The 25,291-nt window shown below is 71.2% G+C and carries 20 protein-coding genes; 17 read left to right on the top strand and 3 right to left on the bottom strand.

What is annotated here, in order from left to right; translation table 11 throughout:
- Positions 1 to 241: 241 nt before the first annotated feature.
- Positions 242 to 1,264, bottom strand: coding sequence for an NADP-dependent oxidoreductase (locus AB0L56_RS16325; protein WP_361022700.1), 1,023 nt, complete (start codon positions 1,262 to 1,264; stop codon positions 242 to 244).
- Between the two features lie 93 nt (positions 1,265 to 1,357).
- Between AB0L56_RS16325 and AB0L56_RS16320 the strand changes: the two genes are divergently transcribed.
- A complete protein-coding gene (locus AB0L56_RS16320; protein WP_361022703.1) occupies positions 1,358 to 1,804 on the top strand; it encodes a MarR family transcriptional regulator in 447 nt (148 codons plus the stop codon).
- Between the two features lie 711 nt (positions 1,805 to 2,515).
- Here AB0L56_RS16320 and AB0L56_RS16315 read toward each other — a convergent pair.
- The gene (locus AB0L56_RS16315; protein WP_365423836.1) at positions 2,516 to 3,262 is read right to left on the bottom strand and encodes a hypothetical protein; all 747 of its coding nucleotides are present in this window, start codon (positions 3,260 to 3,262) and stop codon (positions 2,516 to 2,518) included.
- A 202-nt stretch (positions 3,263 to 3,464) separates the two neighbouring features.
- Here AB0L56_RS16315 and AB0L56_RS16310 point away from each other — a divergent pair, with 202 nt between their 5' ends.
- The 7 genes from AB0L56_RS16310 (at position 3,465) to AB0L56_RS16280 (ending at position 12,680) form a co-directional block, all read left to right on the top strand.
- On the top strand, positions 3,465 to 4,628 hold the full coding sequence (locus AB0L56_RS16310) for a mandelate racemase/muconate lactonizing enzyme family protein (RefSeq protein WP_365423833.1): 1,164 nt from the start codon (positions 3,465 to 3,467) through the stop codon (positions 4,626 to 4,628).
- Positions 4,625 to 5,629, top strand: coding sequence for an alcohol dehydrogenase catalytic domain-containing protein (locus tag AB0L56_RS16305; protein WP_361022712.1), 1,005 nt, complete (start codon positions 4,625 to 4,627; stop codon positions 5,627 to 5,629). Before AB0L56_RS16310 ends, AB0L56_RS16305 begins: the two co-directional genes overlap by 4 nt.
- An 86-nt stretch (positions 5,630 to 5,715) precedes the next feature.
- Complete coding sequence (locus AB0L56_RS16300; protein ID WP_365423830.1) at positions 5,716 to 6,684, top strand: hypothetical protein; 969 nt, start codon at positions 5,716 to 5,718, stop codon at positions 6,682 to 6,684.
- 140 nt (positions 6,685 to 6,824) lie between these two features.
- The gene (chvE, locus tag AB0L56_RS16295) at positions 6,825 to 7,937 is read left to right on the top strand and encodes a multiple monosaccharide ABC transporter substrate-binding protein (RefSeq protein WP_365423827.1); all 1,113 of its coding nucleotides are present in this window, start codon (positions 6,825 to 6,827) and stop codon (positions 7,935 to 7,937) included.
- A gap of 32 nt (positions 7,938 to 7,969) precedes the next feature.
- Positions 7,970 to 9,520 carry a multiple monosaccharide ABC transporter ATP-binding protein gene (mmsA, locus tag AB0L56_RS16290; RefSeq protein WP_365423824.1) on the top strand — a complete coding sequence of 517 codons (1,551 nt, stop codon included), beginning with the start codon at positions 7,970 to 7,972 and terminating at the stop codon, positions 9,518 to 9,520.
- Positions 9,517 to 10,758: a multiple monosaccharide ABC transporter permease gene (mmsB, locus tag AB0L56_RS16285; RefSeq protein ID WP_365423817.1), complete on the top strand. Its 1,242-nt coding sequence runs from the start codon at positions 9,517 to 9,519 to the stop codon at positions 10,756 to 10,758. Before mmsA ends, mmsB begins: the two co-directional genes overlap by 4 nt.
- 200 nt (positions 10,759 to 10,958) lie before the next feature.
- Positions 10,959 to 12,680, top strand: a complete 1,722-nt coding sequence (locus AB0L56_RS16280; protein WP_365423814.1) for a histidinol-phosphate transaminase — start codon at positions 10,959 to 10,961, stop codon at positions 12,678 to 12,680.
- A gap of 94 nt (positions 12,681 to 12,774) precedes the next feature.
- Here AB0L56_RS16280 and AB0L56_RS16275 read toward each other — a convergent pair whose 3' ends face one another.
- Positions 12,775 to 13,422, bottom strand: coding sequence for a DUF4360 domain-containing protein (locus tag AB0L56_RS16275; RefSeq protein WP_365423811.1), 648 nt, complete (start codon positions 13,420 to 13,422; stop codon positions 12,775 to 12,777).
- Positions 13,423 to 13,718: 296 nt separating this feature from the next.
- Between AB0L56_RS16275 and AB0L56_RS16270 the strand changes: the two genes are divergently transcribed.
- The 9 genes from AB0L56_RS16270 (at position 13,719) to AB0L56_RS16230 (ending at position 25,099) form a co-directional block, all read left to right on the top strand.
- The gene (locus AB0L56_RS16270; protein WP_365423808.1) at positions 13,719 to 16,475 is read left to right on the top strand and encodes a beta-galactosidase; all 2,757 of its coding nucleotides are present in this window, start codon (positions 13,719 to 13,721) and stop codon (positions 16,473 to 16,475) included.
- A gap of 172 nt (positions 16,476 to 16,647) precedes the next feature.
- A complete protein-coding gene (locus AB0L56_RS16265) occupies positions 16,648 to 17,889 on the top strand; it encodes an MAB_1171c family putative transporter (protein ID WP_361022735.1) in 1,242 nt (413 codons plus the stop codon).
- Positions 17,890 to 17,980: 91 nt separating this feature from the next.
- Positions 17,981 to 18,505 (top strand): toxin, encoded by a 525-nt coding sequence (locus tag AB0L56_RS16260; RefSeq protein ID WP_365423805.1) that lies wholly within the window; start codon positions 17,981 to 17,983, stop codon positions 18,503 to 18,505.
- Positions 18,502 to 19,686 carry an MAB_1171c family putative transporter gene (locus AB0L56_RS16255; RefSeq protein WP_365423802.1) on the top strand — a complete coding sequence of 395 codons (1,185 nt, stop codon included), beginning with the start codon at positions 18,502 to 18,504 and terminating at the stop codon, positions 19,684 to 19,686. The genes AB0L56_RS16260 and AB0L56_RS16255 overlap by 4 nt, the downstream gene beginning before the upstream one ends.
- Positions 19,687 to 19,717: 31 nt before the next feature.
- On the top strand, positions 19,718 to 20,935 hold the full coding sequence (locus AB0L56_RS16250; protein ID WP_365423799.1) for an MAB_1171c family putative transporter: 1,218 nt from the start codon (positions 19,718 to 19,720) through the stop codon (positions 20,933 to 20,935).
- Positions 20,925 to 22,331 (top strand): FAD-dependent monooxygenase, encoded by a 1,407-nt coding sequence (locus AB0L56_RS16245; protein ID WP_365423796.1) that lies wholly within the window; start codon positions 20,925 to 20,927, stop codon positions 22,329 to 22,331. The genes AB0L56_RS16250 and AB0L56_RS16245 overlap by 11 nt, the downstream gene beginning before the upstream one ends.
- Before the next feature lie 316 nt (positions 22,332 to 22,647).
- Positions 22,648 to 23,421 (top strand): IclR family transcriptional regulator, encoded by a 774-nt coding sequence (locus AB0L56_RS16240; protein ID WP_365423793.1) that lies wholly within the window; start codon positions 22,648 to 22,650, stop codon positions 23,419 to 23,421.
- Positions 23,418 to 24,272 carry an SMP-30/gluconolactonase/LRE family protein gene (locus tag AB0L56_RS16235; protein ID WP_365423790.1) on the top strand — a complete coding sequence of 285 codons (855 nt, stop codon included), beginning with the start codon at positions 23,418 to 23,420 and terminating at the stop codon, positions 24,270 to 24,272. Before AB0L56_RS16240 ends, AB0L56_RS16235 begins: the two co-directional genes overlap by 4 nt.
- Positions 24,273 to 24,322: 50 nt before the next feature.
- The gene (locus AB0L56_RS16230; RefSeq protein WP_365423787.1) at positions 24,323 to 25,099 is read left to right on the top strand and encodes an aminotransferase class IV family protein; all 777 of its coding nucleotides are present in this window, start codon (positions 24,323 to 24,325) and stop codon (positions 25,097 to 25,099) included.
- The last annotated feature ends 192 nt before the right edge of the window (positions 25,100 to 25,291 follow it).

Genomic DNA, 25,291 nt, shown 5'->3' with positions numbered 1-25,291 from the left:
GCCGCCGACGGCGGGGAGGGGACGGGGCGGGGGTGCCCGCCCGCAGCGACTGGCGCGTCCGCGCCCTTGGCCTCTTCAGCCGACACAGTCGCGCCAGTCCGAGGACGGACACCCCCGACCCGGCCCCGCACCACCCACCACCCGTAGGCGCTACGCGCACCCCCACCGGAGGGACAGCTGCGCCGCAGGCATACGACCACCAGGCCGCAGCCGACGGACAAGGGCCGCACCCCACGGGCCGTCAGAGCTTGACGATCATCTTTCCGATGTTGTCGCCGCGCAGCACCCCGAGGAACGCCTCGAGGTTGTTCTCGATGCCTTCCACGACGGTCTCCCGGTACTTCAGCTCGCCCGAGCGCACCCAGGGCCCGACCTCCTGCACGAACTGCGGCTGGAGGTCGTAGTGGTCGCTGACGAGGAAGCCCTCGATGCGGCCCCGGGTCTGGATCAGCCGGGCGAGGTTGCGCGGGCCGGGGGCGGGCTCGGTGTCGTTGTACACCGAGATCATGCCGCAGATCGCGATACGGCCGTCCCGGTTGAGGCTGCCGATGGCCGCCTCCAGGTGGTCGCCGCCGACGTTGTCGAAGTAGACGTCGATCCCGTCCGGGGCGGCGGCGCGCAGCTGCTCGCTCACGGGGCCGTTCTTGTAGTTGAACGCGGCGTCGAAGCCGTACTCCTCGACGAGGAGCTTGACCTTCTCGTCGGAGCCGGCGGAGCCGATCACCCGGGAGGCGCCCTTGAGCCTGGCGAGCTGGCCGACCTGGCTGCCGACGGCGCCCGCGGCACCGGACACGAAGACGGAGTCGCCCTCCTTGAAGGAGGCGGTGCGCAGCAGCCCCGCATAGGCGGTGAGGCCGGTCATGCCCAGCACGCCCAGGTACGCCGGGAGGGGCGCGGCCTCGGGGTCGACCTTGACGGCGTTCTTCGCGTCCACGACGGCGTACTCACGCCAGCCGAAGAAGTGCAGGACGTGGTCGCCGACGGAGATCCCCTCGGCGTTCGAGGCGATCACCTCGCCGACGGCACCGCCCTGCATGACCTTGCCCAGCTCGAACGGGGCGACGTAGGACTTGGCGGAACTCATCCTGCCGCGCATATACGGGTCGACGGAGAGGTACGCGTTCCGTACGAGCACCTGCCCCTCGGCCGGGGCGGGGATCTCCGTCTCCACGAGGGCGAAGTCCTCGGGCTTCGGCCAGCCGACGGGCCGGCTCATCAGATGCCACTCGCGGCCGGTGGTGGGGGGCGTGGGGGCGTCGGACATGACCTGGCACCTTTCCTGGGAATACTTCAGTACCTGAAACAACCATGCGGCTGAACATTTCAGGATGTCAAGCAAGTGGGTACGCTGGAGAGCATGGCCACACCACCGCGTACCGCATCCAGCCGTCCCGACGCGCTCACCCTTGAGGTCGTCGAGCTCATCGGCGCGGTGGTGGCGCGGTATCACGAGGAGTACGAGGAAGCGGCGGCCGGTCATGCGCTGACGGGTGCCCAGGCGAGGCTGCTGAGCCTGCTGTCGCTGGAGCCGCTGCCCATGCGGAAGCTGGCGCAGCGGTTGAAGTGCGAGCCGTCGAACGTGACCGGCATCGTCGACCGGCTGGAGTCGCGGGGGCTGGCGGAACGGCGGCCGGACCCTGCGGACCGGCGCGTGAAGCTGGCGGCGGCGACGGCTGAGGGGCGGCGGGTGGCGAGGAGCCTGCAGGAGTCCCTGCGGTTCGCCCGCGAGCCGCTTGCGGGGCTGTCGGAGGGGGAGCGGGTGGCACTGCGGGACGCGTTGCGCCGCATGCTGGAAGTCGACTGAATGCCTGCGGCGCAGCTTTCCCTCCGGTGGGGGTGCGCGTAGCGCCCACGGCGGGTGGGTGGTGCGGGGTCGGGTCGGGGATGTCCGTCCTCGGACTGGCGCGACTGTGCCTGCTGGTAGAGCTGAACGGCGCGGACGCGCCAGCCACTGCGGGCGAACACGCCCGCCCCGCCCCCTCCCCGCCGTCGGCGACTACCCCGCGCCCACCGCCATCCCCGCCTCCTGCCGCACGCGACTGCGGCCAGCCACTCCCGCAAGCCGCGCGCAGCCACGCCACCGCTCCCGCGATCCGCGGGCAGTGGTGCCACCGTTCCCGCGGTCCGCGGGCAGTGGTGCCACCGCTCCCGCCATCCGCGCGCAGTCGCGCCGCCGCTGCCGCGATCCGCGGGCAGCCGCCCGCCGCTCCCGCGTCCCGCCGCCGCGATCCGCGGCCGACTGCCGCCCTCCGCGGGCAGTCGTGCCTCCCCCAGTGCCTTAAGGGCCTGGGAGGTGCCCCCAGGGCGATGGGGGTCCCCCCGCTCGAGCGAAGTCGAGAGTGGGGGAGGGTGGGCGCGACGGCACCCCGCCTGCGCCGGGCTGCGCAGACACCCCCCGGTCCACACCGACGGGGGGCAGCGACAGGCGCCGGGATGTCCGAAGGCCCCCGGCCGGCACCCACGCGGGCCGGCGTTCACGCACCGGGCGCGCTGCACACGCACCCGCGCCGCAGGCTTACGTGCACCACCACAGGAACCGGTCGCACGTCTCCGTCGGCTCAGGCTCCGGCTCGGGCTTCTTCGTCGTCGGGTCCGCCTCCGGCGTCTCCGGTTCCGACGGAGGCTCCGCAGGAGCAGGCGTCGTCGGCGCGTCAGGCGACGGCACGTTCGCGGGCGCGCTCGTAGCGTCCTCCCCCGTCGACTCCTCCGGCTCCTCCGACTCCTCCCCCGACGGCGACGCGGAAGCCGACGAAGAGTCGGACGCACTGACACTGGGCGACACCGCCGGCGTCTCCCCGGACGCTGCACCGCTCGCCGCCCCCGACGGCTCCACCTTCGTCGAGCCGCCGTCCGGCGACTCCCCGGCCGCCGCCGGCTCCGGCGTCGACCCGGGCGCGTCCAGCCCGAGTTCCGCGAGACTCAGTCCGCCCGCGGCGAGAACGAAGCCCGCCACGATGAGCAGGGTGCGATTGCGCCGACGCCGGTGCGCCGCGGCCTTGCGGTCGCGGCGGCTCTGCCCCGCGGAGGAGTCCTCGTCCCCCGCCCTGCCCCCACGGCGCCGTGCGGCCCGCCGTCCACGCGGCGGCGCTTCCTCCGACTCCTCGTCAGGCTCGCCATGCCGCTCGGCGCTTTCCTCGGCCTGGGCCGGACCCGCGGCAGGTTCCTGCGGCCGAGGGGCGCTGGGCGTCTCGACGGGCGTGCCGCAGCCGGGGCAGGCCAGGGCGCCATTCAGGTGCCGTTGGCACGGGTGGCAAAAGTCCATGACGCGGGAAGGTTAGGTTCCGCTCGGGTCCGGTTCATAGGCCTTGCTGTGAAGGTTTGGTGCGGACCCTTGCGCATAGGTTTCGAAACTGCCGAAACCGTTGTGCGCGCGACCCATTGACACCCCCATCACCCCGTCCTTACTGTCACGCCAGCATCTCGAACGCGTGCCGAAATATCGAACAGGCGAGAGGCGAACTGCCGTGCGCATCACCGGAATCAGCACACACGTGGTCGGGACGCCATGGCGCAACCTGACGTACGTACAGGTGCACACCGACGAGGGGATCACCGGAGTCGGCGAGACCCGGATGCTGGGCCGCACCGACGCCCTGCTGGGCTACCTGAAGGAAGCCGCGGTCAACCACGTTGTCGGCTCGGACCCGTTCGCCGTCGAGGATCTCGTCCGCCGGATGAAGTACGGCGACTACGGCCGCGCCGGCGAGATCGTGATGTCCGGTGTCGCCGTGGTCGAGATGGCCTGCTGGGACATCAAGGGCAAGGCTCTCGGGGTTCCGGTGTGGCAGCTGCTCGGCGGCAAGGTCACCGACAAGGTCAAGGCGTACGCCAACGGCTGGTACACCACCGAGCGCACCCCGGAGGCGTACCACAAGGCCGCGCGGGCGGTCATGGAGCGCGGGTACCGGGCGCTGAAGATCGACCCGTTCGGCACCGGGCACTTCGAGCTGGACCACCGGCAGACGCTGTACGCCGTCTCGCTGATCGAGGCCGTGCGGGACGCGATCGGTCCCGACGCCGAGCTGATGCTGGAGATGCACGGCCGCTTCTCCCCCGCCACCGCCGTCCGTCTCGCCCGGGAGCTCGCGCCGTTCCAGCCCGCTTGGCTGGAGGAGCCGGTGCCGCCGGAGAACCTCAAGGCGCTGGAGAAGGTCGCCGCGAAGGTCGACATGCCGGTCGCCACGGGTGAACGCATCCATGACCGCATCGAGTTCCGGGAGCTGTTCGAGAGCCAGGCGGCCGACATCCTCCAGCCGGACGTCGGTCATATCGGCGGCATCTGGGAGACCCGCAAGCTCGCGGCGACGGCGGAAACGCACTACATGCTGGTCGCCCCGCACAACGTCGGCGGCCCGGTGCTCACCGCCGCGTCCCTGCAAGTCGGCTTCACTTCCCCGAACTTCAAGGTCCTGGAACACTTCAACGACTTCGCCGACGCGGAGATCAAGAAGGTCGTCAAGGGCGCGCCGCAGGTGAACCCGGAGGACGGCTGCTTCCACGTCTCCGACGCGCCCGGTCTGGGCGTGGAGCTGGACGTCGACGCGGCGGCCGAGTTCCCGCAGCAGCAGGCCCGGTTCGACCTGTGGGCCGAGGGCTGGGAGCGGCGCAAGCCCAAGGGGGCGCAGTGAGCACCGCCGTCGTCGTCGAGGGACCCGGCGAGCACCGGCTGGTCCCGCACGAGCCGCGCGATCCCGCACCGGGCGAGGCGCTCGTCCGCGTCCACGCCGCCGGTATCTGCGGCAGCGACCGCGAGGTGTACCAGGGCAACCGGCCCCAGGGATACGTGCGTTATCCGCTGACGCCGGGTCATGAGTGGTCCGGCATCGTGCGGCGGGTGGGCGCGGGCGTGCCGGAGACGCTCGTCGGCCGCAAGGTGGTCGGGGAGGGGTTCCGCAACTGCCAGGTCTGCGACCGCTGTCACGCCGGTGAGACGACGCTGTGCACGGCGGGGTACGAGGAGACCGGCTTCACCCAGCCGGGCGCCATGGCGGCCACGCTGACCCTGCCGGCCCGGCTGCTGCACGTCCTCCCGGACGACGCCGACCTGAGCGCCGCCGCGCTGCTCGAGCCGGCCGCCTGTGTCGCGGCCGCCGCACTGAAGGCGAACGCCGTTCCGGGTGAGCGGGTCGCGGTGGTCGGGACCGGCACGCTCGGCATGTTCGCCGTGCAGTTCCTGCGGGCCAACTCCCCGTCCGAGTTGCTGGTCGTCGGCACCCGGGGCGGCCGGGAGGCGCTGGCACGGCGGTACGGGGCCACCGGCTTCCGTACGAAGGACCGGCCGCTCCCTGACGACTTCGACATGGTGATCGAGACCGCCGGGTCCGCGGACGCGGCCCGCACGGCCGCCTCGCTGCTGCGGCGCGGCGGACGGCTGGTGCTGACCGGTATTCCCGCGCCGGGCGCCGATGGGCTGGACCCGACGGATCTGGTCGTACGGCAGCTGGAGGTGCACACCGTCTTCGGCGCGCCGCCGAACGCCTGGGCGCACACCGTGCGGGTGTTCGCCGCCGGCCTGCTCGATCCGCTGCCGCTGGTCACCCACGAGCTGCCGCTCGCTGAATTCCCGGAAGCCGTCGCGCTGGTGGGGTCCGGCGATCCGAGGGTCGGCAAGGTCCTGCTGCGTCCCTAGAGCGTGGGCCGGTAGGGGGCGGTCTGTCGGTTCCCGTATCAGCCCGTACGAACTTTGTCCGGTATATCGAACACAAAGGACAACCCGTGACCGACGCTTCCGCCCAGGCGCCCCGCCGGCCCGGTGAGCAGGCGCTCACCGCGCTGGGACTGGGCGCACCCGCCCTCGACCCCGCCGATGCCTCGCCCCACACCTTTCCCGGCGGCGGCCGCTGGCGCACCGAGATTCCCTCGTGCGAGGGGCCCGAGGCACTGGCGGTGGTACTGAAGGAGGCCTCGCGCCTCGATGTGCCGATCCACCGGATCAGCCAAGGCAGCGGCGTGTGGATGCTGACCGACGCCGAGATCACCGAGATGGTCGAGGCCACCGAGGGGCGGGACATCGAGCTCTGCCTGTTCACCGGTCCGCGCGGCACCTGGGACATCGGCGGCTCCGTCCGCACCGACTCGCACGGTGCCGGGCTGCGCGCCCGCGGCCATGACGCGGTGGCCGGCTGTGTCGAGGACGCGGTGCGGGCCACGGAGCTGGGCGTGAGGTGTCTGCTCGTCGCCGACGAGGGCGTGCTGTGGACGCTGCACCGCGCACGGGCGGCCGGCATCCTGCCGTACGACACCACCCTGAAGGTCTCGGCGCTCGTCGGGCCGGTCAACCCGGCCTCGTTCGCGGTCCACGAGCGGCTCGGCGCCGACTCCATCAACGTGCCGAGCGATCTGGCGCTCGCTCACCTGACCGAGATTCGACGGGTTTCGGCCGCACCTTTGGACATGTACATCGAGGCGCCGGACGACCTGGGCGGCTATGTGCGGATGTACGAGGTCGCCGAACTCATCCGGCGCGGCGCCCCGCTGTATCTGAAGTTCGGGCTGGCGAAGGCGCCGGGGATCTATCCGTACGGACATCAGCTGCGCGAGCTGACCCTGGCGACCGCCAAGGAGCGGGTGCGGCGCGGGCGGCTGGCGCTGGATCTGCTGGCCCGGCATGGCGCGGACGGTGACATGGCGCCGCTCGGGTCGCGATTGCCGGGGGATCTGAGCCGGTTCGACGGTCCGTCATAACGTTCCGGAAACTCGGCTTCACAGAAGTAGACACAGCCGCGCACAATCCCACGCATTCGTTCCCGGTCTTCTGGTCCCCATCCCCGGAAAGCGTCCCGCTCGTCCGGACCTACACCGCCCACCGATCAAGGATGATGATCATGCGTAACCGCAGAGCCGTCCTCGCCGCCATAGCCGGAGCCGCCTCCCTCGCCCTCACTCTGTCCGCCTGCGGCCAGAACAGTGAGGGCGGCAGCGAGGAGGACAAGGGGAGCTCAAAGGGAGCCACCATCGGCATCGCCATGCCGACCAAGTCCTCCGAGCGCTGGATCGCCGACGGCAACAACGTCAAGAAGCTCCTGGAGGACAAGGGCTACAAGACGAAGCTGGCCTACGGCGAGGACGACCCCGACCAGCAGGTCGCCCAGATCGAGAACATGATCACGCAGGGCGTGAAGGCCCTGATCGTCGCCGCCATCGACAACAAGTCGATGAACAACGTCCTGCAGCAGGCCAAGGACGCCGACATCCCGGTGATCTCCTACGACCGCCTGATCCTCGGCACCGAGAACGTCGACTACTACGCCTCGTTCGACAACGAGAAGGTCGGCGAGCTCCAGGGCACCTACATCGTCGAGAAGCTCGGACTGAAGGACGGCAGCAAGAAGGGCCCCTTCAACATCGAGCTGTTCGCCGGCTCCAACGACGACAACAATACCCGCTACTTCTTCCAGGGCGCCATGAACGTGCTGAAGCCCTACATCGACAAGAAGCAGCTCGTCGTCAAGTCCAAGCAGAGCGAGCTGAACCAGGTCACCACCCTGCGCTGGGACGGCGGCACCGCCCAGAAGCGCATGGACGACATCCTGACGTCGGCCTACCGCAGCGACCGGGTGGACGCGGTGCTCTCGCCGTACGACGGCATCTCCATCGGCATCCTGTCCGCCCTCAAGTCGGACGGCTACGGCAGCAAGGACAAGCCGCTGCCGGTCGTCACCGGTCAGGACGCCGAGGTCGCCTCGGTGAAGTCGATCATCGCCGACCAGCAGTCGATGACCGTCTACAAGGACACCCGCGAACTCGCCAAGGTGGCGACCGGCATGGTCGACGCGCTGCTCAACGACAAGAAGCCCGAGACCAACGACACCACGACCTACGACAACGGCGCGAAGGTCGTTCCCGCCTATCTGCTGGAGCCGGTGGCGGTGGACAGGGAGAACTACCGGGAGGCCGTCGTCGACTCCGGCTACATCAAGGAAAGTGATCTCAACTGACCGCCGGCTTACGTGGATTGGAAGGCACGACCATGGCGGGACCCGTCCTGGAAATGCGCTCGATCGTCAAGACCTTTCCCGGCGTCAAGGCGCTGTCGGACGTCAGCCTGACCGTCCAGCGGGGCGAGGTCCACGCCATCTGCGGCGAGAACGGCGCCGGCAAGTCGACCCTGATGAAGGTCCTCTCCGGCGTCCACCCGCACGGCACCTACGAGGGGGAGATCCTCTTCGAGGAGGAGGTCTGCCGGTTCAAGGACATCCGGGCCAGCGAACAGCACGGCATAGTGATCATCCACCAGGAGCTGGCCCTGGTGCCCTACCTCTCCATCGCCGAGAACATCTTCCTCGGCAACGAACACGCCACACGCGGCTTCATCAACTGGAACGAGACCCTCAGGCACGCCACCGAACTGCTGCGCCGGGTCGGGCTCGACGAGCACCCGGAGACCCGCGTCGCCGACATCGGCGTCGGCAAGCAGCAACTGGTGGAGATCGCCAAGGCGCTGTCGAAGAAGGTGAAGCTGCTCATCCTCGACGAGCCAACTGCGGCGCTCAACGACGAGGACAGTGGCAAACTCCTCGACCTGATCCTGCAGTTGAAGGAACAGGGCATCACCGCGATCATCATCTCGCACAAGCTGAACGAGATCCGCAGGGTCGCCGACTCGGTGACGATCCTGCGGGACGGGCGGACCATCGAGACGCTCGACGTGAAGGCCCCGGAGACCAGCGAGGACCGGATCATCAGCGGGATGGTCGGCCGGGACCTGGAGCACCGCTTCCCGGAGCGCAGCCCGCACCATCCGGAGGAGGGCACCGCCCCGGCCCTGGAGATCCGCAACTGGACCGTGCACCACCCCATCGACCAGCAGCGCAAGGTCGTCGACGATGTGTCGCTGACCGTCCGGCGCGGCGAGATCGTCGGGATCGCCGGACTGATGGGCGCGGGGCGCACCGAGCTCGCGATGAGCGTCTTCGGCCGCACCTACGGCCGGCACGCGGGCGGCACCGTCCTCAAGGACGGCAAGGAGATCCGTACCAGGACCGTCCCCGACGCGGTGGGACACGGCATCGCCTATGTCACCGAGGACCGCAAGCACTACGGCCTGAACCTCATCGACACCATCAACCGCAACATCTCGCTCAGCGCCCTCGGCAAGGTCGCCAGGCGGGGTGTCGTGGACGAGCACCAGGAGCGTCAGGTCGCCGAGGGCTTCCGTACGTCCATGAACATCAAGGCGCCGACGGTGTTCGAGCCGGTGGGCAAGCTGTCCGGCGGCAACCAGCAGAAGGTCGTGCTCAGCAAGTGGATCTTCGCCGGTCCCGACGTGCTGATCCTGGACGAACCGACGCGCGGCATCGACGTCGGCGCCAAGTACGAGATCTACACGGTCATCGACCGGCTGGCCGCCGAGGGCAAGGCGGTCGTCTTCATCTCCTCCGAACTGCCCGAGTTGCTCGGCATGTGCGACCGCATCTACACGATGGCCGCAGGAAGGCTGACCGGTGAGTTCTCGCGGGCCGAGGCCTCCCAGGAATCGCTGATGCGTCAGATGACGAAGGACAAAGAGGTGTCCCGATGAGCACAGTCACCGACAAGACCCCGGCCGCCGCGCCGCCGGGCCGGAACGGGACGGGCAGCGGTGACGGCCTGCTCCGGCTGATGCTGGACGGCATGCGCCGCAACATGCGGCAGTACGGCATGCTGATCGCGCTCGGTCTGATCGTGGTGCTGTTCGCGGTGTGGACCGAAGGCGACCTGCTGCTGCCGCGCAACGTCTCCAACCTGGTGCTGCAGAACAGCTACATCCTGATCCTCGCGATCGGCATGATGCTGGTCATCATCGCCGGCCACATCGACCTGTCGGTCGGCTCGCTGACGGCGTTCGTCGGCTCCATGGCCGCGGTGTTCATGGTCAGGAACGATCTGCCCTGGCCGGTCGCGGTGGTGCTGTGTCTGGCCGTGGGCGCCATCGCGGGCGCTGTACAGGGGTGGTTCATCGCGTACGGCGGCATACCGTCGTTCATCGTGACCCTCGCGGGCATGCTGACCTTCCGCGGTCTCACCGAGATCTTCCTGGAGGGCCAGACCCTCGGCCCGTTCCCCAGGGGTCTGCAGAAGGTCGCCAACGGCTTCGTGCCCGAGGTGGGGCCGGAGACCAACTATCACAACCTCACCCTGCTGCTCGGCCTCGCGCTGATCGCCCTCGTCGTCCTCCAGGAGGTGCGCGACCGCAGGCGGCAGAAGGAGTTCGACCTCGACGTCCTGCCCGCCAAGCTGTTCGTGCTGAAGCTGGTCGCGCTCGCCGCGGCCGTCCTCGTGGTGACGCTGCTGCTGGCCAGCTACAAGGGCGCCCCGATCGTGCTGCTGATCCTCGGTGTGCTGCTGGTCGGGTTCGGCTACGTGATGCGCAACGCCGTCATCGGCCGTCATATCTACGCCATCGGCGGCAACCTGCCCGCGGCCAAGCTGTCGGGCGTGCGGGACAGGAAGGTCACCTTCCTGGTCTTCCTCAACATGGGCATGCTCGCGGCCCTGGCGGGTCTGGTGTTCGCCGCCCGCTTCAACGCGGCCTCTCCCAAGGCCGGCCTCAACTTCGAACTGGAGGCGATCGCCGCCGCGTTCATCGGCGGAGCGTCGATGGCCGGCGGTGTCGGCACCGTACTCGGCGCCATCATCGGCGGTCTGGTCCTGGGCGTGCTGAACAACGGGATGAACCTCGTCGGCGTCGGCACCGACTGGCAGCAGGTCATCAAGGGCCTGGTGCTGCTGGCGGCGGTCGGCTTCGACGTATGGAACAAGCGCAAGGTCGGTTCGTGAGTCGGTCCACTCGTTCGGCACCTGAGTCCCGACGCGAACGTCAGGCCCGCCGGCCCGGGCGGTCACATGTTCCTCACATGAGCTGAACGGCCGCGAGCCCGGCTGCGTATCCCTGGGTGGCCCGTGCTTCCTCGCGCGGGCCACCCAGGCATGACGGGTCCGTTTCGTCCCCCGGCGGACCCGCCGTACACGGAGGTTCCATGGCCGACAACGTCACCTCGTTGTTCCGCAGCACCGCGGCGCACAGTCCGTCGATGGCGGCGTTGACCCGGGAGAGCGACGGGGCCGGTCCGGTGGACTTCTGCATCCCCTGCAATCCGTACTTCCCCACCCCGGCCATGTTCGAGGAGATGGCCGGCCGGCTGCGCGACATCATCACGTACTACCCGAGCAGCGCCGACACCATCACGGCCGAGCTGTGCAGCCTGCTTCAACTGCCGCCGCAGTGCGTGGCGATGGGCAACGGCTCCACGGAGCTCATCACCTGGATCGACCATCTCCTGGTCCGTGAGTCCCTCGCCATCCCCGTCCCCACCTTCGGCCGCTGGACCGACCAGCCCATGGAGACCGGAAAGCGGGTCGACATGTTCCCGCTCCAGGAGTCCAGCGGTTTCGCCCTGGACCTGGCGCAGTACGCGGAGTTCATCCGTGCGCGCGGCACCCGGGTCGCCGTCATCTGCAACCCGAACAACCCCGACGGCGGGTTCCTGCACAAGCACGCGATCGTGCAGTTCATGGACGCCATGGCGGATCTGGACCTGGTCGTGATCGACGAGTCGTTCCTGGAGTTCGCCGACGCGGAGAACGAACCGAGCGTGGTGCAGGAGGCGATGCTGCGGCCCAACGTCATCGTGCTGCGCAGCCTCGGCAAGAACTTCGGCCTGCACGGCATCCGCTTCGGCTATCTGGTCGCCAACCCGGCGCTCGCCGGGCGGGTCCGCTCCATGCTGCCCAAGTGGAACCTCAACTCCTTTGCCGAGCACGTGGTGTTCATGCTGAAGGAGCACGGCGCCGAGTACGCCCAGAGCCTCCACCAGGTCCGCCGCGACCGGATGGACATGTCCGGCCAGCTCTCCTCGTTGCCCGGGCTGACGGTCTACCCGTCCCAGGGCAACTTCCTCTTCGTACGCCTTCCCGTGGGCGCCGAAGGGACCGTGGTCCGGGACCGGATGCTCACCGAGCACCGGATCCTGGTCCGTGAATGCGGCAACAAGATCGGCTCGTCCAGCCGCTTCCTGCGTCTCGTGGTACGCCCCCAGGTGGACGTGCGTCGCCTGGTGTCCGGCCTGGAACAGGTGCTCTACGGGACGTCCAGGAGGGGAGCCGCCGTGCCCGAGCAGGCTACCGGGACCAGCTACAGCTCGGGCACGGCGGCGGTGGACCGCCTGGTGAGCGAGACCAACGGGTCGGGCATGCGGGGGCTCGCCGCTCAGACCGCCGGTGCCGGCGCCCCGGGGCTCGCCGCCGCTCCGTCCGCCGGCACCGGCATGCCGCTCCCCGCCGCCGCGTCCACCGTGATGGCGGACCCGGCCGGCGGGATGCCGGTGCCGGCCGTGGCTTCGGCGGGGGTGCAGCAGGGTATGCCGCAGCCCGTTCCCCAGACGTTCGCCCAGCCCGCGCCTCAGCCGGCGCCCTCTCCGGCTCCGCAGCCGGTGCCGGTTCCCCTTCCGGAACCGGTCCCGCAGCCCGCCCCGATGCCGGCCGCCGCCCAGCAGCCGCTCGCCCCGGCGGCGTACTCCGCGCAGGTGCCGTCCCAGATGCCGCCCCCCACCGGCCCCACCCCGCCCGGTGTCCCGGCCCGCGGAGGCCTGACGGCCGCCCAGGTCAGGGGCACCAACGGCCTCTCCACGGCCCCGGCTACGGGCTGGCCGGGCCCCCAGGCCGCCTGGCCCGAGGCGGCGGGGATGGGCCAGGTGGGCTGAGCGACGCAGGTGGGCGGGCGATGTTGGGGCCTCGGAGTCAAAGCGGGCGGGCCCGCGCTCCCCGCGTCGGGCCCGCCCGCTCCTCAGGGAGGGGTCAGTTCTTCGGGCACTCCTTCCAGGCGAGGTGGTACACCGTGCTGATGTCTCCGTCCGTGGAGTCCATCGTCATGAAACTGACCTCATCGGACGAGGTCCCCGCGCTCACCCGCAGCTCGGTGTTGATGTTGAAGCTGCGCTGGACCCCGCAGGGTGCGTACACCAGCTGGGCCCAGTCGGTCTCGTCCGTGGCCTGCCAGTTGTCGTCGTACGGGCCCGCGAAGGGGTGGGTGCGGTACTCCGTGTTCGGGGAGCCCTGGAAGTAGTACGACGCTCTCTGCGTACCTCTCGCGCCCGGCTGGAGCGAGGCGAAGCCGCGGTAGTCCGCGCTGGCGATGGCGTAGGTGAAGCCCTGGGGTACATGGACGAGCAGGCTGAGCTGGCAGTTCTTGCGGAACGCCGTGGGGTCGGAGTTGCCGCCGGCCTGGGCGAGATAGTCGCTGTACGTCACGGTGAACGCGGTGTTGTCGGCCGAGACGGCGACGGCCGCCGTGCCCTTGGGGCATCCGGATCCGTTCACTGTGGCGACCTTGATGACGATCTTGTCCGGCGGCGGGTCGTCGAAGCCGGTCGACGGGTTGTGCGTGGGTAACGCGGCGGTGAGGAGCGCTGCGACCGCGGCGCCCATGAACAGGCCACCAGCCATGGTTCTCCGTCCTTCCGTGGGGGGTTGGTCAGAATGCGTCATGTACATGGCGATTGCGCAGGCACATGAGCCCCGGCTTCGTGAAGGAGGAATGGAGGTGCGGTGAAGGCCGGGAGCGCTCGCATCGTATGGAGCGCCGCGACCGCCGGACAGAGCGAACTCCAGCCATTCACACCCGCCATGACCCGACGGGACACAAGGGGCGTACCGGGACCGTCCTGTGAACGACACGGTTTCGGTTCGTAGAACAATGGCCCACCAGCATGGCGTACGGCACCACAACAGGAGGCGCTCCCTTGGAGCTCAGCAGGCGTACCTTCACCGGCCTGGCCGGCACGGCGGCGCTCGGTCTCGCGCTGGCCGGCAGCGGCGGGGCGGCGACCGGCACGCATGGACCGCGAAGCGTGCCGACCGGCCCGCCACCGCCTCCGCCGCGCGCGGACGGAAGGCGGCACCGGATCGGCTTCGACGGGTACTCGCTGCTGGTGGACGGCCGGCGGCTGGTGCTCTGGTCCGCCGAGATGCACCCCTTCCGGCTGCCCAGCCCCTCCCTGTGGCGGGACGTCCTGCAGAAGCTGCGCGCCCACGGGCACAACGCGGTGACCGTCCCCGTGCCGTGGAACGTCCACTCCCCCGCGCCCGGCAGACACGACTTCACCGGGGTACGGGATCTAAATTTGTTTCTAGACATGGCCGCCGAGGAGCGGCTGTACGTCATCCTGCGCCCGGGTCCGTACCTCGGCGCCGATGTGGACGCCGGAGGTCTCCCCGCGTGGCTGACGGCCGTCGACGGCACCGCGCGGACCGACGACCCGGAGTATCTGCGGCATGCCGACGCCTGGCTGACCGCCGTCAACTCCATCGCCGTACGGCACCTGTTCACCGCGGGCGGCGGCACGGTGCTGCTGTACCAGCTCGAGGACGGGGACGGGATCCCGGCCGACGATCCGGCCCGGCGCGCCCACCTGGCGCGCCTGTACGCCAAGGTGCGCGCCGACCGCATCGACGTACCGGTGTTCCACGGGGACGGGCGGTTCGGCGGTCGCGCGGGCGGTCCGCGGACGCCGGGTTTCCGCTCCGACGCCGGGTACGACCGGAGCGGTCACCTCACCGACCTCGCCCGGGGGATCACCGCGTACAGCGTCCGTACGGTGTTCGGCGGTACGTCGTGGGGCTGGCTGCCCGGGGCGGGTCTGCCCGCCTCGTACGGCTCCGGGGCACCGATCGACGAGGGCCGCCGGCCCACCCCGGACATGGCCCCGCTCCAGCAGTTCGGGCATCTGGTGCGGACGGTGCCCGACCTGGCCCGGTTGGATCGGGTGGGCGGGACTCGGGCCGCCGACGAGCGGTTGAGGGTCCGCCACCTCACCAACCCCGACACCGGCGCCCAGGTGTACGTCGTGCGCAACGACTCCGACGAGGAGGTCCGGTCGATGCTGCCGGACACCGGCGTCGAGGTCCCGGTCACCGTGGCGCCGCGCGACGCCAAGCTGCTCGTCTCCGGGCTGCGGCTGGGCCGGCGGAAGCTGGCGTACACCACCGCGCAGCCCCTGCTGAGCATGGCCGCCGGACGGCTGGAGGTCGCCGTGTTCACCGGCCGCAGCGGTGAGACGGCACAGCTCGCGCTGGACTGCGACACCCAGCCTGAAGTCCTGCGCGCGGACACCGAACCCGCGTGGTCCTACGACCGGGGCCGGCTGAACGTCGTCGCGCCGCTCGGCGTCGGTGGGCTGGGCAGGATCCTCGTCAAGGGCGGGGACTCGGACGTCCCCCTCGTGCTGCTGTTCGCCGACGACGCGACCGCGCTGCGCCTGTGGCCGTACGAGACCCCGTCCGGCTCCCTGCTGGTCTACGGCCCGGCGCTGCTGCGCTCGGCCGAGCTGCGCGGCTCCACCGTCCACCTGACCGGCGACGTCGTGATCGAGACCGGTGTGGAGGTGTGGGCGCCGCGCGGGATCACCTCCGTGACCTGGAACGGGCAGCCGGTGCCCACGTACCTCGGCCGGGCCGGGAGCCTGGTGATGGAGGGGATGATGCCGGACGTGCCCGCGGTGACACTGCCCGAGCTGGGCGGCTGGCGGCGGCGGGGCGGCAGCCCGGAGTCCGAACCGGACTTCGACGACTCGGCGTGGACGGTGGCCGACCGCACGTCGTCCCACAGCACCACGCCCGTGCCCGGGGACGGCCCCGTCCTCTTCGCGGACGACTACGGCTTCCACTACGGCGACGTCTGGTACCGGGGGCGGCTGACGGACACGCGCGGCATCACCTCGGTGTCGCTGTCGTACAGCACCGGGACGAACGGGCTGCTGATGGCCTGGCTGGACGGGCGGCCCCTGGGCGCCCACCGCATGCCGGAGCCGGACGGGGAGACGGCGGGGCGGGGCACCTGGACGGCCACGGCCGTCTTCGACGTCCCGCAGGCGCTGCGCACGGAGGGGCGGCATGTGCTGTCCGTGCTCGTACGGCCCATGCACCACGACGGGGACGAGGGCGCGCGGAACCCGCACAAGGCCGCGCGCGGGCTCACGGCCGTCGGCTTCGGGGGCGGATCGCGGGAGGTCAAGTGGCGGATCCAGGGGGCGGTGGCCCCGGACCCGGTGCGCGGACCGCTCAACAACGGGGGGCTGCACGGGGAGCGGCACGGCTGGCATCTGCCGGGGCACGACGACCGGGACTGGCGGGCCGTGGATTTCCCGCGCGCGGAGCGGCGGCAGGGGGTGGCCTGGTACCGGACCGAGTTCCGTCTCGACGTGGATCCGGACGTCGACGCGTCGGTCGGGCTCACACTCGAGGACGACCCCGGGCGCGCCTACCGGGTGCAGGTCTTCCTCAACGGCTGGAACATGGGCCAGTACCTCAACGAGGCGCGCCCGCGGCAGACCTTCGTCCTGCCGAACGGGATCCTGCGCACCCGGGGCAGCAACACACTGGCCCTGGCCGTGCTGTCCGACAGGACCACGCTCTCGGGGCCGGGCGATGTCCGGCTGACGCTGCTCGGCGCGGCGCGGGGCGGGGTCCCGGTGCGGACGGTGGACTCGCCGGGGAAGTGAGTCCACCGCGGGTGCGGCGCACACCGGCCGGATCACGTCGGCCGGATCACACCGGTCCACTTCGCCCACGGTGAACTTCCCTCTCGTACCCGTCCTCGCATGACGCGGACACATCCGTCCGCGTAGGCTCGAACGGCCTTGACCACGGCGGCCGATGAGAGCGGAGGGCGCGATGGGGTTCGCGGACGCGGCCATGGGCCCGGCCTCGCTCCTCAGCGAGCTCTACACGTCCTTCTGGTGGGTCCCGGCCGGCGTGCTCGCCGCCGCCCTGGCCATCAAACTGCCGACGATCATCAGGCTCTGGAACGACCCCCTGCTGCGCGCGGTCGGCGGTCTGCTGCTGCTCGCCTGCGCGGTGTTCGTGTTCGTCGCGCCCTCGACGATCGTCTGGCTGAACCGGGTCACCGGCGTGCCCAACATCTCGGCGCCCTGGGTGTACTCCCTGCTCACCGCGTTCTGCGGTTCCTGTCTGGTGCTGATCATCGCCTGGCGCGACGGCCCCTCCGAGCGCTCCGCCACCACCCGCAGGGCCACCCGCCGGGTCCTCTACGCCTACGGAGGCGTGATCGCCCTGCTGTGGGTGCTGTTCGCCCTCGCGGACGTGCCCGTGGAGCGGACCCGGGACCTGGACACCTACTACGCCACGACGCCGTTCATGCGTGAGGAGATCCTGCTGTATCTCCTCGCGCACACCGCCGCCGGCCTCATCACCTCGAAGCTGATCTGGAACTGGATCCGCACCGATGGACTCGACGCCTGGCTGCGCTGGGGACTGAAGTTCCTGGGCATCGGCTACGCCCTCAACCTTGCCTTCGACGCCGCCAAGCTCACGGCCGTGGGGGCCCGCTGGACCGGGAACGACCTGGACCGGCTCAGCCTCGACGTGGCGCCCGCGCTGGCCTGTCTGTCGGCCGTGTCGATCGCGGTCGGCTTCATCCTGCCGCACGCCGGACAGTACCTGCACGAGCGCTGGCGGATCCGCCGCGCCCACCGGCGGCTGCGGCCCCTGTACCTGCTGATGCGGACCGTGCACGGCTCCGGCCTGCCGTTCGTGCTGCGCGCCGGCCCCGAACTGCGCCTGACCCGGCGGGAGACGTTCATCCGGGACGTGCTGCTGCCGCTGGCCCGGCGCACCGACGAGCGGCTGCGCGAGCGGTCGTACGCCGCCGCCCTCGGTCTGGGGTTCGCGCCGCAGCGGGCGAGGGCGCTCGCGGCGGCCGTCGTGATCCTCGACGCGGTCGAGGCCACGGCGCGCGACGGCGGCGGTGACGGTGACGGCGGATGCGACCCCGACACCACGGAGCTGCTCCACGAGATCGGGGCCGTCTCACACGCCCTGCGCCACCCCGAGGTGATCCGGGAGGTCCGGGCCCGCGCGGTGGCACCCGGGGACACCGTGGCGGTCACCGAGTGACCGTCGCTCACGAGGAACTGGCCGGGACGGCACCCCCCTTGGCATATTGCACAGGTGACCGAGCGACGCCCAGGGGAACGGGGAGACAGCGGTGCGTACCAGGAAGGAGATGCGTCGTCTCGCTGACGCCCTCATCGACCCCATCCGGGTGGAAGTGCCGGCGGATCCCGAGGTGCTGTTCGATGCGCTCGTCGACTCCGTCAGCGCCTGGCGGGGACGTGAAGTGCTCGTGCACCGCGCGGCGTTCCCTCCGCACACCGCCAGCGGGCTGTGGCTGGAGCGCGAGGGCCACGACGACGTGGTGGTGGACGAGCGGGCCGCCGTATGGCACCAGATCGTCATCTTCTGCCACGAGGTGTGGCACATGAGCCGCCGGGAAACGGACGCGGCGAGCACCGGCCGGCCCCTTCCCGTCGCCGCACGCACCGACTTCAGCCTGGCGGAGGAGCAGGAGGCGGACCGCTTCGGCATGCTGATGGGCCGTCGGCTCCGCGCCTGGCTGGAGACTCCCGCAGACGCGGTGTATGCCCCGGAGGGCGGCGCCGGGCCCGCGGACCCGCAGGACCTGGCCGGCCGCATCGGGGCCGCGCTCAACTACCGCGGGGCGAAGAGATGAACGGCCTCATCAACTATGTGAGCTGCGGGGCGCTGTGGCTCGGTCTGCTGGTGAAGGCGCCCGATCTGCTGCGGCACCGGCGCGATCCGTATCTGCGGGCGATCTGCGCGGTGCTGGGCTCCGCGGGGCTGTGCTTCTTCCTCGGGGCGCCGCCGACGGTGGGCGCCGTCAACCGGTTCGGCGGGGTGCCGAACCTGGCGGCGCCGGTCACCTATGTGGCGATCACCGGGTACTGCGCCGCCTCGCAGGTGCTCATCGTGCACTGGCGAGGCGGGCCCCGGGTGCGTCGCACCGCCCGCCGCTGGCTGCTCGCCTACGCCGCCGTCGTCCTCGGCATCGCGGTGACGTTCGCCCTCGGTGACGCGCCCGTGGAGCGCCGGACCGATCTGGACACGTACTACGCGACGACCCCGTACATCGCCGAGATGATCGTGCTGTATCTGCTCGCGCATCTCATCACCGTGACGGTCACCGCGGTGTCGTCGCTGCGCTGGGCGCGCCGGGTACGGGGCGGGCTGCGCACGGGGCTGGTCCTGCTCGGGACCGGTTCGCTGTGCGGGGCCGGCTACAGCGTGGCCAAGCTGGTCGCGGTGGGGGGCCGCTGGTCCGGGCGGGACTGGTCGGCGCTGGGCACCACCGTCTCCCCGGCCGCCGCCGGGCTCGGTGCGCTGCTGACGGTCGTCGGCGTGCTGGTGCCGCTGGTGGCGCCCCGGGTCGGCGAGTGGCGGCGGGCCCGCCGGACGTACGCCCGGCTCGTGCCGCTGGAGCGGGCGCTGGACGATCTCCTCACCCGCCGGACGCTGCGGCTGCCCCGGCCCAGGTTCGCCTCCCCCATCACCCGGCTGATGTGGCGCCAGACCAGCATCCACAACGCGCTGAGCCATCTGGACGCCTACTTCGACCGGGACCTGTACGACCGCACCCGGGAGGGCGTGCTGGCGACGACGGGCGACCCGGAGCGCTCCGAGGCCGCCGCGTGGGCCGCGGTGATCACCGCGGCGGTACGGCAGGAGGCGGACCCGGGACGGCCGGCCCCGCCGCCCGGCGCGGACGGCGGGCTCCTCGGCCGGGTGCCCGGTCCCGCCGTACTCGCCCGGATCGCCGACGCCCTGGCCGGCACCGGCCCGGTGCCCGCGGCCCCCGCCGTGCCGAGCGGTACGACGACGGCGGGCACGGCGTGAACCAGGGTCCGGACGTGAGGAGTTGGCCGGCGTGAGCCTCGTCGTCTATCTGGCGGCCTTCGTCTTCGGGATGACCTCCGTCCTGCTGTTCCGCCGCCCGCGCAAAGCCATGCGGAACCCGCTGACGGTCTCCACCTGCGCGGCGATCGTCCTCGGGGCGCTGGTCTTCGTGTGCGCCGCCCCGGCCACCCTGGCCACCGTCAACGAGCTCACCGGCGTCCCCAACTTCGGGGCGCCGCTGACCTACGGCATGCTCTCCGCGTACAGCTGCGCGGTACTGGTGCTGCTCATCAACTGGCGGGGCGGTTCCCGTGAGCGGGTGCGGCGCAGCGTCCTGCGCACCGTCGCCGCCTACGGTCTGCTGGTGGTGACGATCGTCGTGCTCTTCGTGCTCGCCGAGGCGGACACCGAGCGGCTGCGGGACCTCGACACGTACTACGCGGGCACGCCGTTCATGCGGGAGATGATCCTGCTGTACCTGGTCGGGCACAGCGCGGCGATGCTGGTGATGTGCGCCGTCTGCCTCAAGTGGGCGCGCGAGGTCGGCGGTCCGCTGCGGACCGGGCTGCGGCTGATCCTGGTGGGCGCGCTGCTGGACGTACTGGGGTTCCAGTTGTCCAAGTACACGGCGATCGTGGCCCGTTGGACGGGCCACGACCTCGACTTCCTGTCCACCACGGTCGCCCCGCCGATGGCCTCGCTGGCCGCGCTGCTGTGTTCGGCGGGGTACCTGCTGCCGTCCGCGGTCGCCCAATGGCGGGCGCTGGGCGACCACCGGCGGCTGGCCCCGCTGTGGTCCCTCGTGAAATCGGCGTCCACTGCTCCCAAGCCGCCGACCGACTGGTGGCAGCTGCCGCTGGCGCGGCTGCAGTGGCGTGAGGTGTCGATCCACGACGCGCTGCTGGCGCTGGCACCGTACTTCGACCACCGGGTGCGCAAGCGGGTGCGGGACTCCGCCCTGCGCGCGGGCCGCTCGCCCCACGAGTCGCGGCTCGCGGCGGAGGCCGCCATGCTCGCCGACGCGGCGCGGCGGGCCGCCGCCCGCGAGGAACCACCCGAGAGCGGCGGCACGTACCGGCTGCACGCCACCGAGGTCTCCGGCACCGGCGGACTGGTGGAGCTGGCCGAGGCGCTGCACCGGCCGCTCGGCGCGGGCGCCGCGTACGACGGTGTGGCGCCGTCTTCCCTGACCGGATCCGCCGGATCCGCCGGATCCAGGACCGAACCCGAGGAGCCCCATGTCGCATAGAGCTGTCGTCATCGGTGCCGGTCTGGCCGGCATACTGGCCGCGGCCGTCCTGTCCGCCGCGGGGGCGGACGAGGTGATCGTGCTGGACCGGGACGAGCTGCCCGAGGGACCCGAGCACCGCAAGGGGCTGCCGCAGGGGCGGCACGCGCATCTGCTCATGGCGGGCGGCATGGACGCCATGGAGGAGCTGCTGCCGGCCGCGGAGCTGCGCAAGCGGCTGCTCGCCGCCGGAGCGCACGAGATACCGCTCAGCTCGGGCATGCTCGCCCTCACGCCCGACGGCTGGCTGCGGCGCTGGCGGCGCGAGGGCCCGGCCATGCTGACGTGCAGCCGCGCGCTGGTGGACTGGGTGGTGCGGGAGGCCGTACGGGAACAGACGCGGGTGCAGGTCCGCAAGGTGGCCGTGGTCGGGCTGACGGGTTCCGCGGAGCGGGTGCGCGGGGTGCGCGTCGCGACGCCCGGCGGGGACACGGACATCGAGGCGGACCTGGTCGTCGACGCGAGCGGGCGCGGCACACGGGTTGTCAGCTGGCTGGGCGGGCTCGGGCTGACGGGGGTGCGGGAGCGGGCGGTGGACTCGGGGCTGGTCAACGCCTCCCGGATCTACCGGGTGCCGGAAGGGGCGGAACGGTTCCCGCTGACGGTGGTGCAGGCCAACCCGTATGTGTCCCGGCCCGCCCGGAGCGCGATGGTCATGCCGATCGAGGGCGGCCGCTGGCTGGTGAGCTGCGGCGGGTCACGCGGTGGTGAGCCGCCGGCCGACCCGGAGGGGTTCCTGCGGTACGCGCTGGACCTGCCCGATCCGATCGTCGGCCGGCTGATCTCCGGGGCGGAGCCGCTCGGAGATGTCCATCTGAGCCGGTCGACCAGCAATGTGCGGCGGTATCTGGAGAAGCTGCCGCGCTGGCCGGAGGGGTTGGTGGTGCTGGGGGACGCGCTGGCCACGTTCAACCCGGCGTACGGGCACGGGATGTCGGTGGCCGCGTTCGGGGCGCGGGTGCTCGGCCGTGAGCTGGGCCGGTCGTCCGGCGGTCCCGGCACGCCGGGGCTGGCGCGGCGGGTGGTGCGGGGGGCTGCGCGGGCGGCGGACGCGGCGTGGTCCATGGCCGTCAGCCAGGACGTCCGGTATCCGGGGGTGCGGGGTGGGCGGCCGACTGTGGGGGAGCGGGTGGTGACGGCGTACTCGCGCCGCATGATGAAGGCGGCGACGGGGTCGTACGCCGCGGCGTCGGTGATCTGGGACGTGACGAGCCTGCGGTCGGCCCCGACGCGGATGTTCCGACCGAGGGCAGTCCTGGCGGCTGTCGCCGGTTCGCCGCTGCCACGGTCGGCTGAGCCGCCGTTGACGGAGGGAGAACGGGCGGTACTGCAGTCGCTGGACCGCTCGGGGGTGTGACCCGGGGGTTTTTCGCCCCCGCCGCCCCTTCCCTTCCCGTCCCCGGGGGCGCTGCCCCCGGACCCCCGGCTCCTCAAACGCCGGAGGGGCTGGTGGGTGCCGGAGGGGCTGGTGGGTGCGGGAGGGGCTGATGGGTGCCGGACTGGCTGAAACCGGCGCCCGGCTGCGGCAGTATGCGGCCGCATCGACCCCCGTCACGGAGGGTTCATCCATTGCCCGCCCGAGCGCACTCGGACTAGCCTGTGTTCGTCACGCCGATCGCCTGTTGATATTTCGAACGCACGCAGGCGCCTGAGACACGTAGGAGGGGCCGGTCGTGGGACGCCTCGTACCAGCCGTGACCCGGGCTCTCGACATACTCGAGCTCTTCCTCGACGGGGACGGGACGCTCTCCGCCCCCGACATCGTGCGCAAGCTCCAGCTGCCGCGCACCACCGTCCACGAACTGGTGACCACGCTCGCCGCCCGCAAGTACATCGTCCCGGTGGCCGGCCAGCCCGGACGCTACCGGCTCGGCGTACGCCCGTACCAGCTCGGCGCCCGCTACGCCGAGCACCTCGACCTCGCCGCCGAGGGTCAGCAGGTCGCCCGGTCCGTCGCCGAGACCTGTGACGAGACGGTGCACGTGGCGATCCTGGAGGACACCGACGTCATCTACATCGCCAAGGTCGACTCCACCCACGCGGTGCGGATGGTGTCGGCGGCCGGGCGCAGGCTGCCCGCCCACTGCACTTCCGTCGGCAAGATGCTGCTGGCCTCCCTCCCCGATCAGGAGTTGACCGCGCGCTTCCCCGACGGCGCGGAGCTGGTCGCGATGACCCCCAACAGCATCACCGACCCGGCCACCCTGCGCGAGACCCTCGCGGAGATCCGTGCCCGGGGCGTCGCCGTGGAGAGCCGCGAGTCCAACCCGGACGTCTCCTGCGTCGCCGCACCGGTGCGCGACCGCACCGGGGAGGTGGTCGCCGCGCTGTCCATTTCCGTACCGATGATCCGCTGGAGCGACGAACGCCTGGGCGAACTGGAGCAGCTCGCCGTGAAGGGCGCCGCCGAGCTGTCCGAGCGCCTGGGCCACCGGAGTGCCGTATGACGAACGCGTTCGAGATCGCCGTCCGCGCGGAGGCGACCCTGGGGGAGGGCCCCACCTGGGACCCGGCGACGGGCCGGCTGCTGTGGGTCGACATCCTCGGCTCCCGCGTCCACACCTACGACCCCGCCACCGGCCGGCGCAGCGTGCGCCGCACCGAGCAGCACGTGGGCGCCGCCACGCCCCGCGCGGGCGGCGGCCTCGTCCTCAACCTGCGGGACGGCATCGGCCTGCTCGACCCCGACGACACCTTCCGCTGGCTGCACCGCGAACCCGTCCCCGGTCGCCGCGGCAACGACGCCGCGGTCGCCCCCGACGGCAGCCTCTTCGCGGGCACCATGCGCTACGACCAGGCGCCCTGCGGCGGCACGCTGTCCCACGTCACCGGCGACGGCACGGTCAAGGTCCTCCTCGACGACGTAACGGTGAGCAACGGCATCGGCTGGAGCCCCGACGGGCGGCTGATGTACTACATCGACTCGCCGACCCGCCGCGTCGACGTCTTCGACGTCGGTCAGGCGGACGGCCGTATCTCCAACCGCCGTTCGGTCGCGGCGATCGAGGACGGCGCGGGCTTCCCGGACGGACTGTGCGTCGACGCCGACGGCTGCGTCTGGGTGGCCCTCTGGGACGGCGCGGCGGTACGCCGCTACACGCCCTCCGGCGACCTGGACCGCGAAATCCGCCTCCCCGTCCCACGCGTCACGGCCTGCACGTTCGGCGGCCCCGACCTGACAGACCTGTACATCACCACGGCCCGGGTGGGCCTGCCGTCCCCCCACCCTCTGGCGGGCTCGCTCCTGGTCGTCCCGGGAGCGGGCAAGGGTGTCCCGCAACCTCCCTTCCGAGGCTGACCCACCCGCCAGCGCACGCAGGGACCGGCCTTGCTGTCATCCTGCAGAACATGGCGGAATTGAACGGGCTACCCGTTACCCCCGATGCCCTGCTGACTCTGGCGCTGACCAACTACGGCCATTTCACCTCGATGCGCGTCGACAACCAACGCGTACGCGGCCTTGGCCTGCACATGGAGCGCCTGGTGAGGGACTGCCGTGCAGTGATGGGTGCGGAACTGGATCCGGAGAGAGTCCTCGGCTATGTCCGCCAGGCCACCTGCGACCTGACGGGCTCGTTCGTCGTACGAGTCACCATTTTCGATCCCGCCGTGACGTTGGGGCGTCCCGACAAGGCGGACGACCCCCATGTCCTCGTGACCGTTCGGCCGGCCGCAGATTTGCCGATGCCGCCACTGCGGGTTAATTCGGTCCGCTACGAGCGGGATGCGCCCATGGTCAAGCACGTCGGCCTTTTCGGCGCCCTGCATGCACGTCGTACCGCACTCCTCGACGGTGCTGACGATGCGCTGTTCATCGGGCCGGACGACCGTGTGTCGGAGGGCGGGACCTGGAACGTCGGCTTCATCAGTGAGAACGGCGTCGTGTGGCCCAAGGCCGACGTCCTGCCCGGCGTCACGATGGCCCTCCTGCAACAGTCGGGGCACCACAGCACGGCGCCGGTCACCCTCGCCGAGGCGCAGGGGATGCAGGCCGCTTTCGCCACCAACACGACGATCGGCGTGCGGGCATTGTCCGGCATTGATGACGTGCCGATGGCCACGGAAAACCCCCTGCTCGTCCAGCTCCGGGACAGCTACCTCGCCATCCCGGGCGAGCGGCTGTAGGCGGCGCACCGCGGCACAACGGCCGCCGTCCGGTTGGGCTACCGGGAGTATTCGCAGTGCACCGGGCTTCAGCCCGGTGGTGAAGCGAATCTGAGAACTGCTCTGACCTCAGCTGTGTGCACGGATTCGCACTGTTCACCTCAACCCGGGTCAGAGCGGCCGGTTCTGCTGCTCGATGTACTGCTTCACGAT

It is taken from the genome of Streptomyces sp. NPDC052079 (assembly GCF_040680275.1).
GTDB lineage: Bacteria > Actinomycetota > Actinomycetes > Streptomycetales > Streptomycetaceae > Streptomyces.
Note: the sequence above shows the minus strand (reverse complement) of the source record. Positions and strands in the feature narration are given on the sequence as shown.

What these genes read in the sequence shown, in the direction of transcription:
- AB0L56_RS16315 (WP_365423836.1), bottom strand. Translation starts at nt 3,262, where the DNA reads ATGGACTTTTGCCACCCGTGCCAACGGCACCTGAATGGCGCCCTGGCC.
- mmsA (WP_365423824.1), top strand. Translation starts at nt 7,970, where the DNA reads ATGGCGGGACCCGTCCTGGAAATGCGCTCGATCGTCAAGACCTTTCCC.
- AB0L56_RS16320 (WP_361022703.1), top strand. Translation starts at nt 1,358, where the DNA reads ATGGCCACACCACCGCGTACCGCATCCAGCCGTCCCGACGCGCTCACC.
- chvE (WP_365423827.1), top strand. Translation starts at nt 6,825, where the DNA reads ATGCGTAACCGCAGAGCCGTCCTCGCCGCCATAGCCGGAGCCGCCTCC.
- AB0L56_RS16235 (WP_365423790.1), top strand. Translation starts at nt 23,418, where the DNA reads ATGACGAACGCGTTCGAGATCGCCGTCCGCGCGGAGGCGACCCTGGGG.
- AB0L56_RS16325 (WP_361022700.1), bottom strand. Translation starts at nt 1,264, where the DNA reads ATGTCCGACGCCCCCACGCCCCCCACCACCGGCCGCGAGTGGCATCTG.
- AB0L56_RS16255 (WP_365423802.1), top strand. Translation starts at nt 18,502, where the DNA reads ATGAACGGCCTCATCAACTATGTGAGCTGCGGGGCGCTGTGGCTCGGT.
- AB0L56_RS16280 (WP_365423814.1), top strand. Translation starts at nt 10,959, where the DNA reads ATGGCCGACAACGTCACCTCGTTGTTCCGCAGCACCGCGGCGCACAGT.
- AB0L56_RS16265 (WP_361022735.1), top strand. Translation starts at nt 16,648, where the DNA reads ATGGGGTTCGCGGACGCGGCCATGGGCCCGGCCTCGCTCCTCAGCGAG.
- mmsB (WP_365423817.1), top strand. Translation starts at nt 9,517, where the DNA reads ATGAGCACAGTCACCGACAAGACCCCGGCCGCCGCGCCGCCGGGCCGG.
- AB0L56_RS16230 (WP_365423787.1), top strand. Translation starts at nt 24,323, where the DNA reads ATGGCGGAATTGAACGGGCTACCCGTTACCCCCGATGCCCTGCTGACT.
- AB0L56_RS16245 (WP_365423796.1), top strand. Translation starts at nt 20,925, where the DNA reads ATGTCGCATAGAGCTGTCGTCATCGGTGCCGGTCTGGCCGGCATACTG.
- AB0L56_RS16275 (WP_365423811.1), bottom strand. Translation starts at nt 13,422, where the DNA reads ATGGCTGGTGGCCTGTTCATGGGCGCCGCGGTCGCAGCGCTCCTCACC.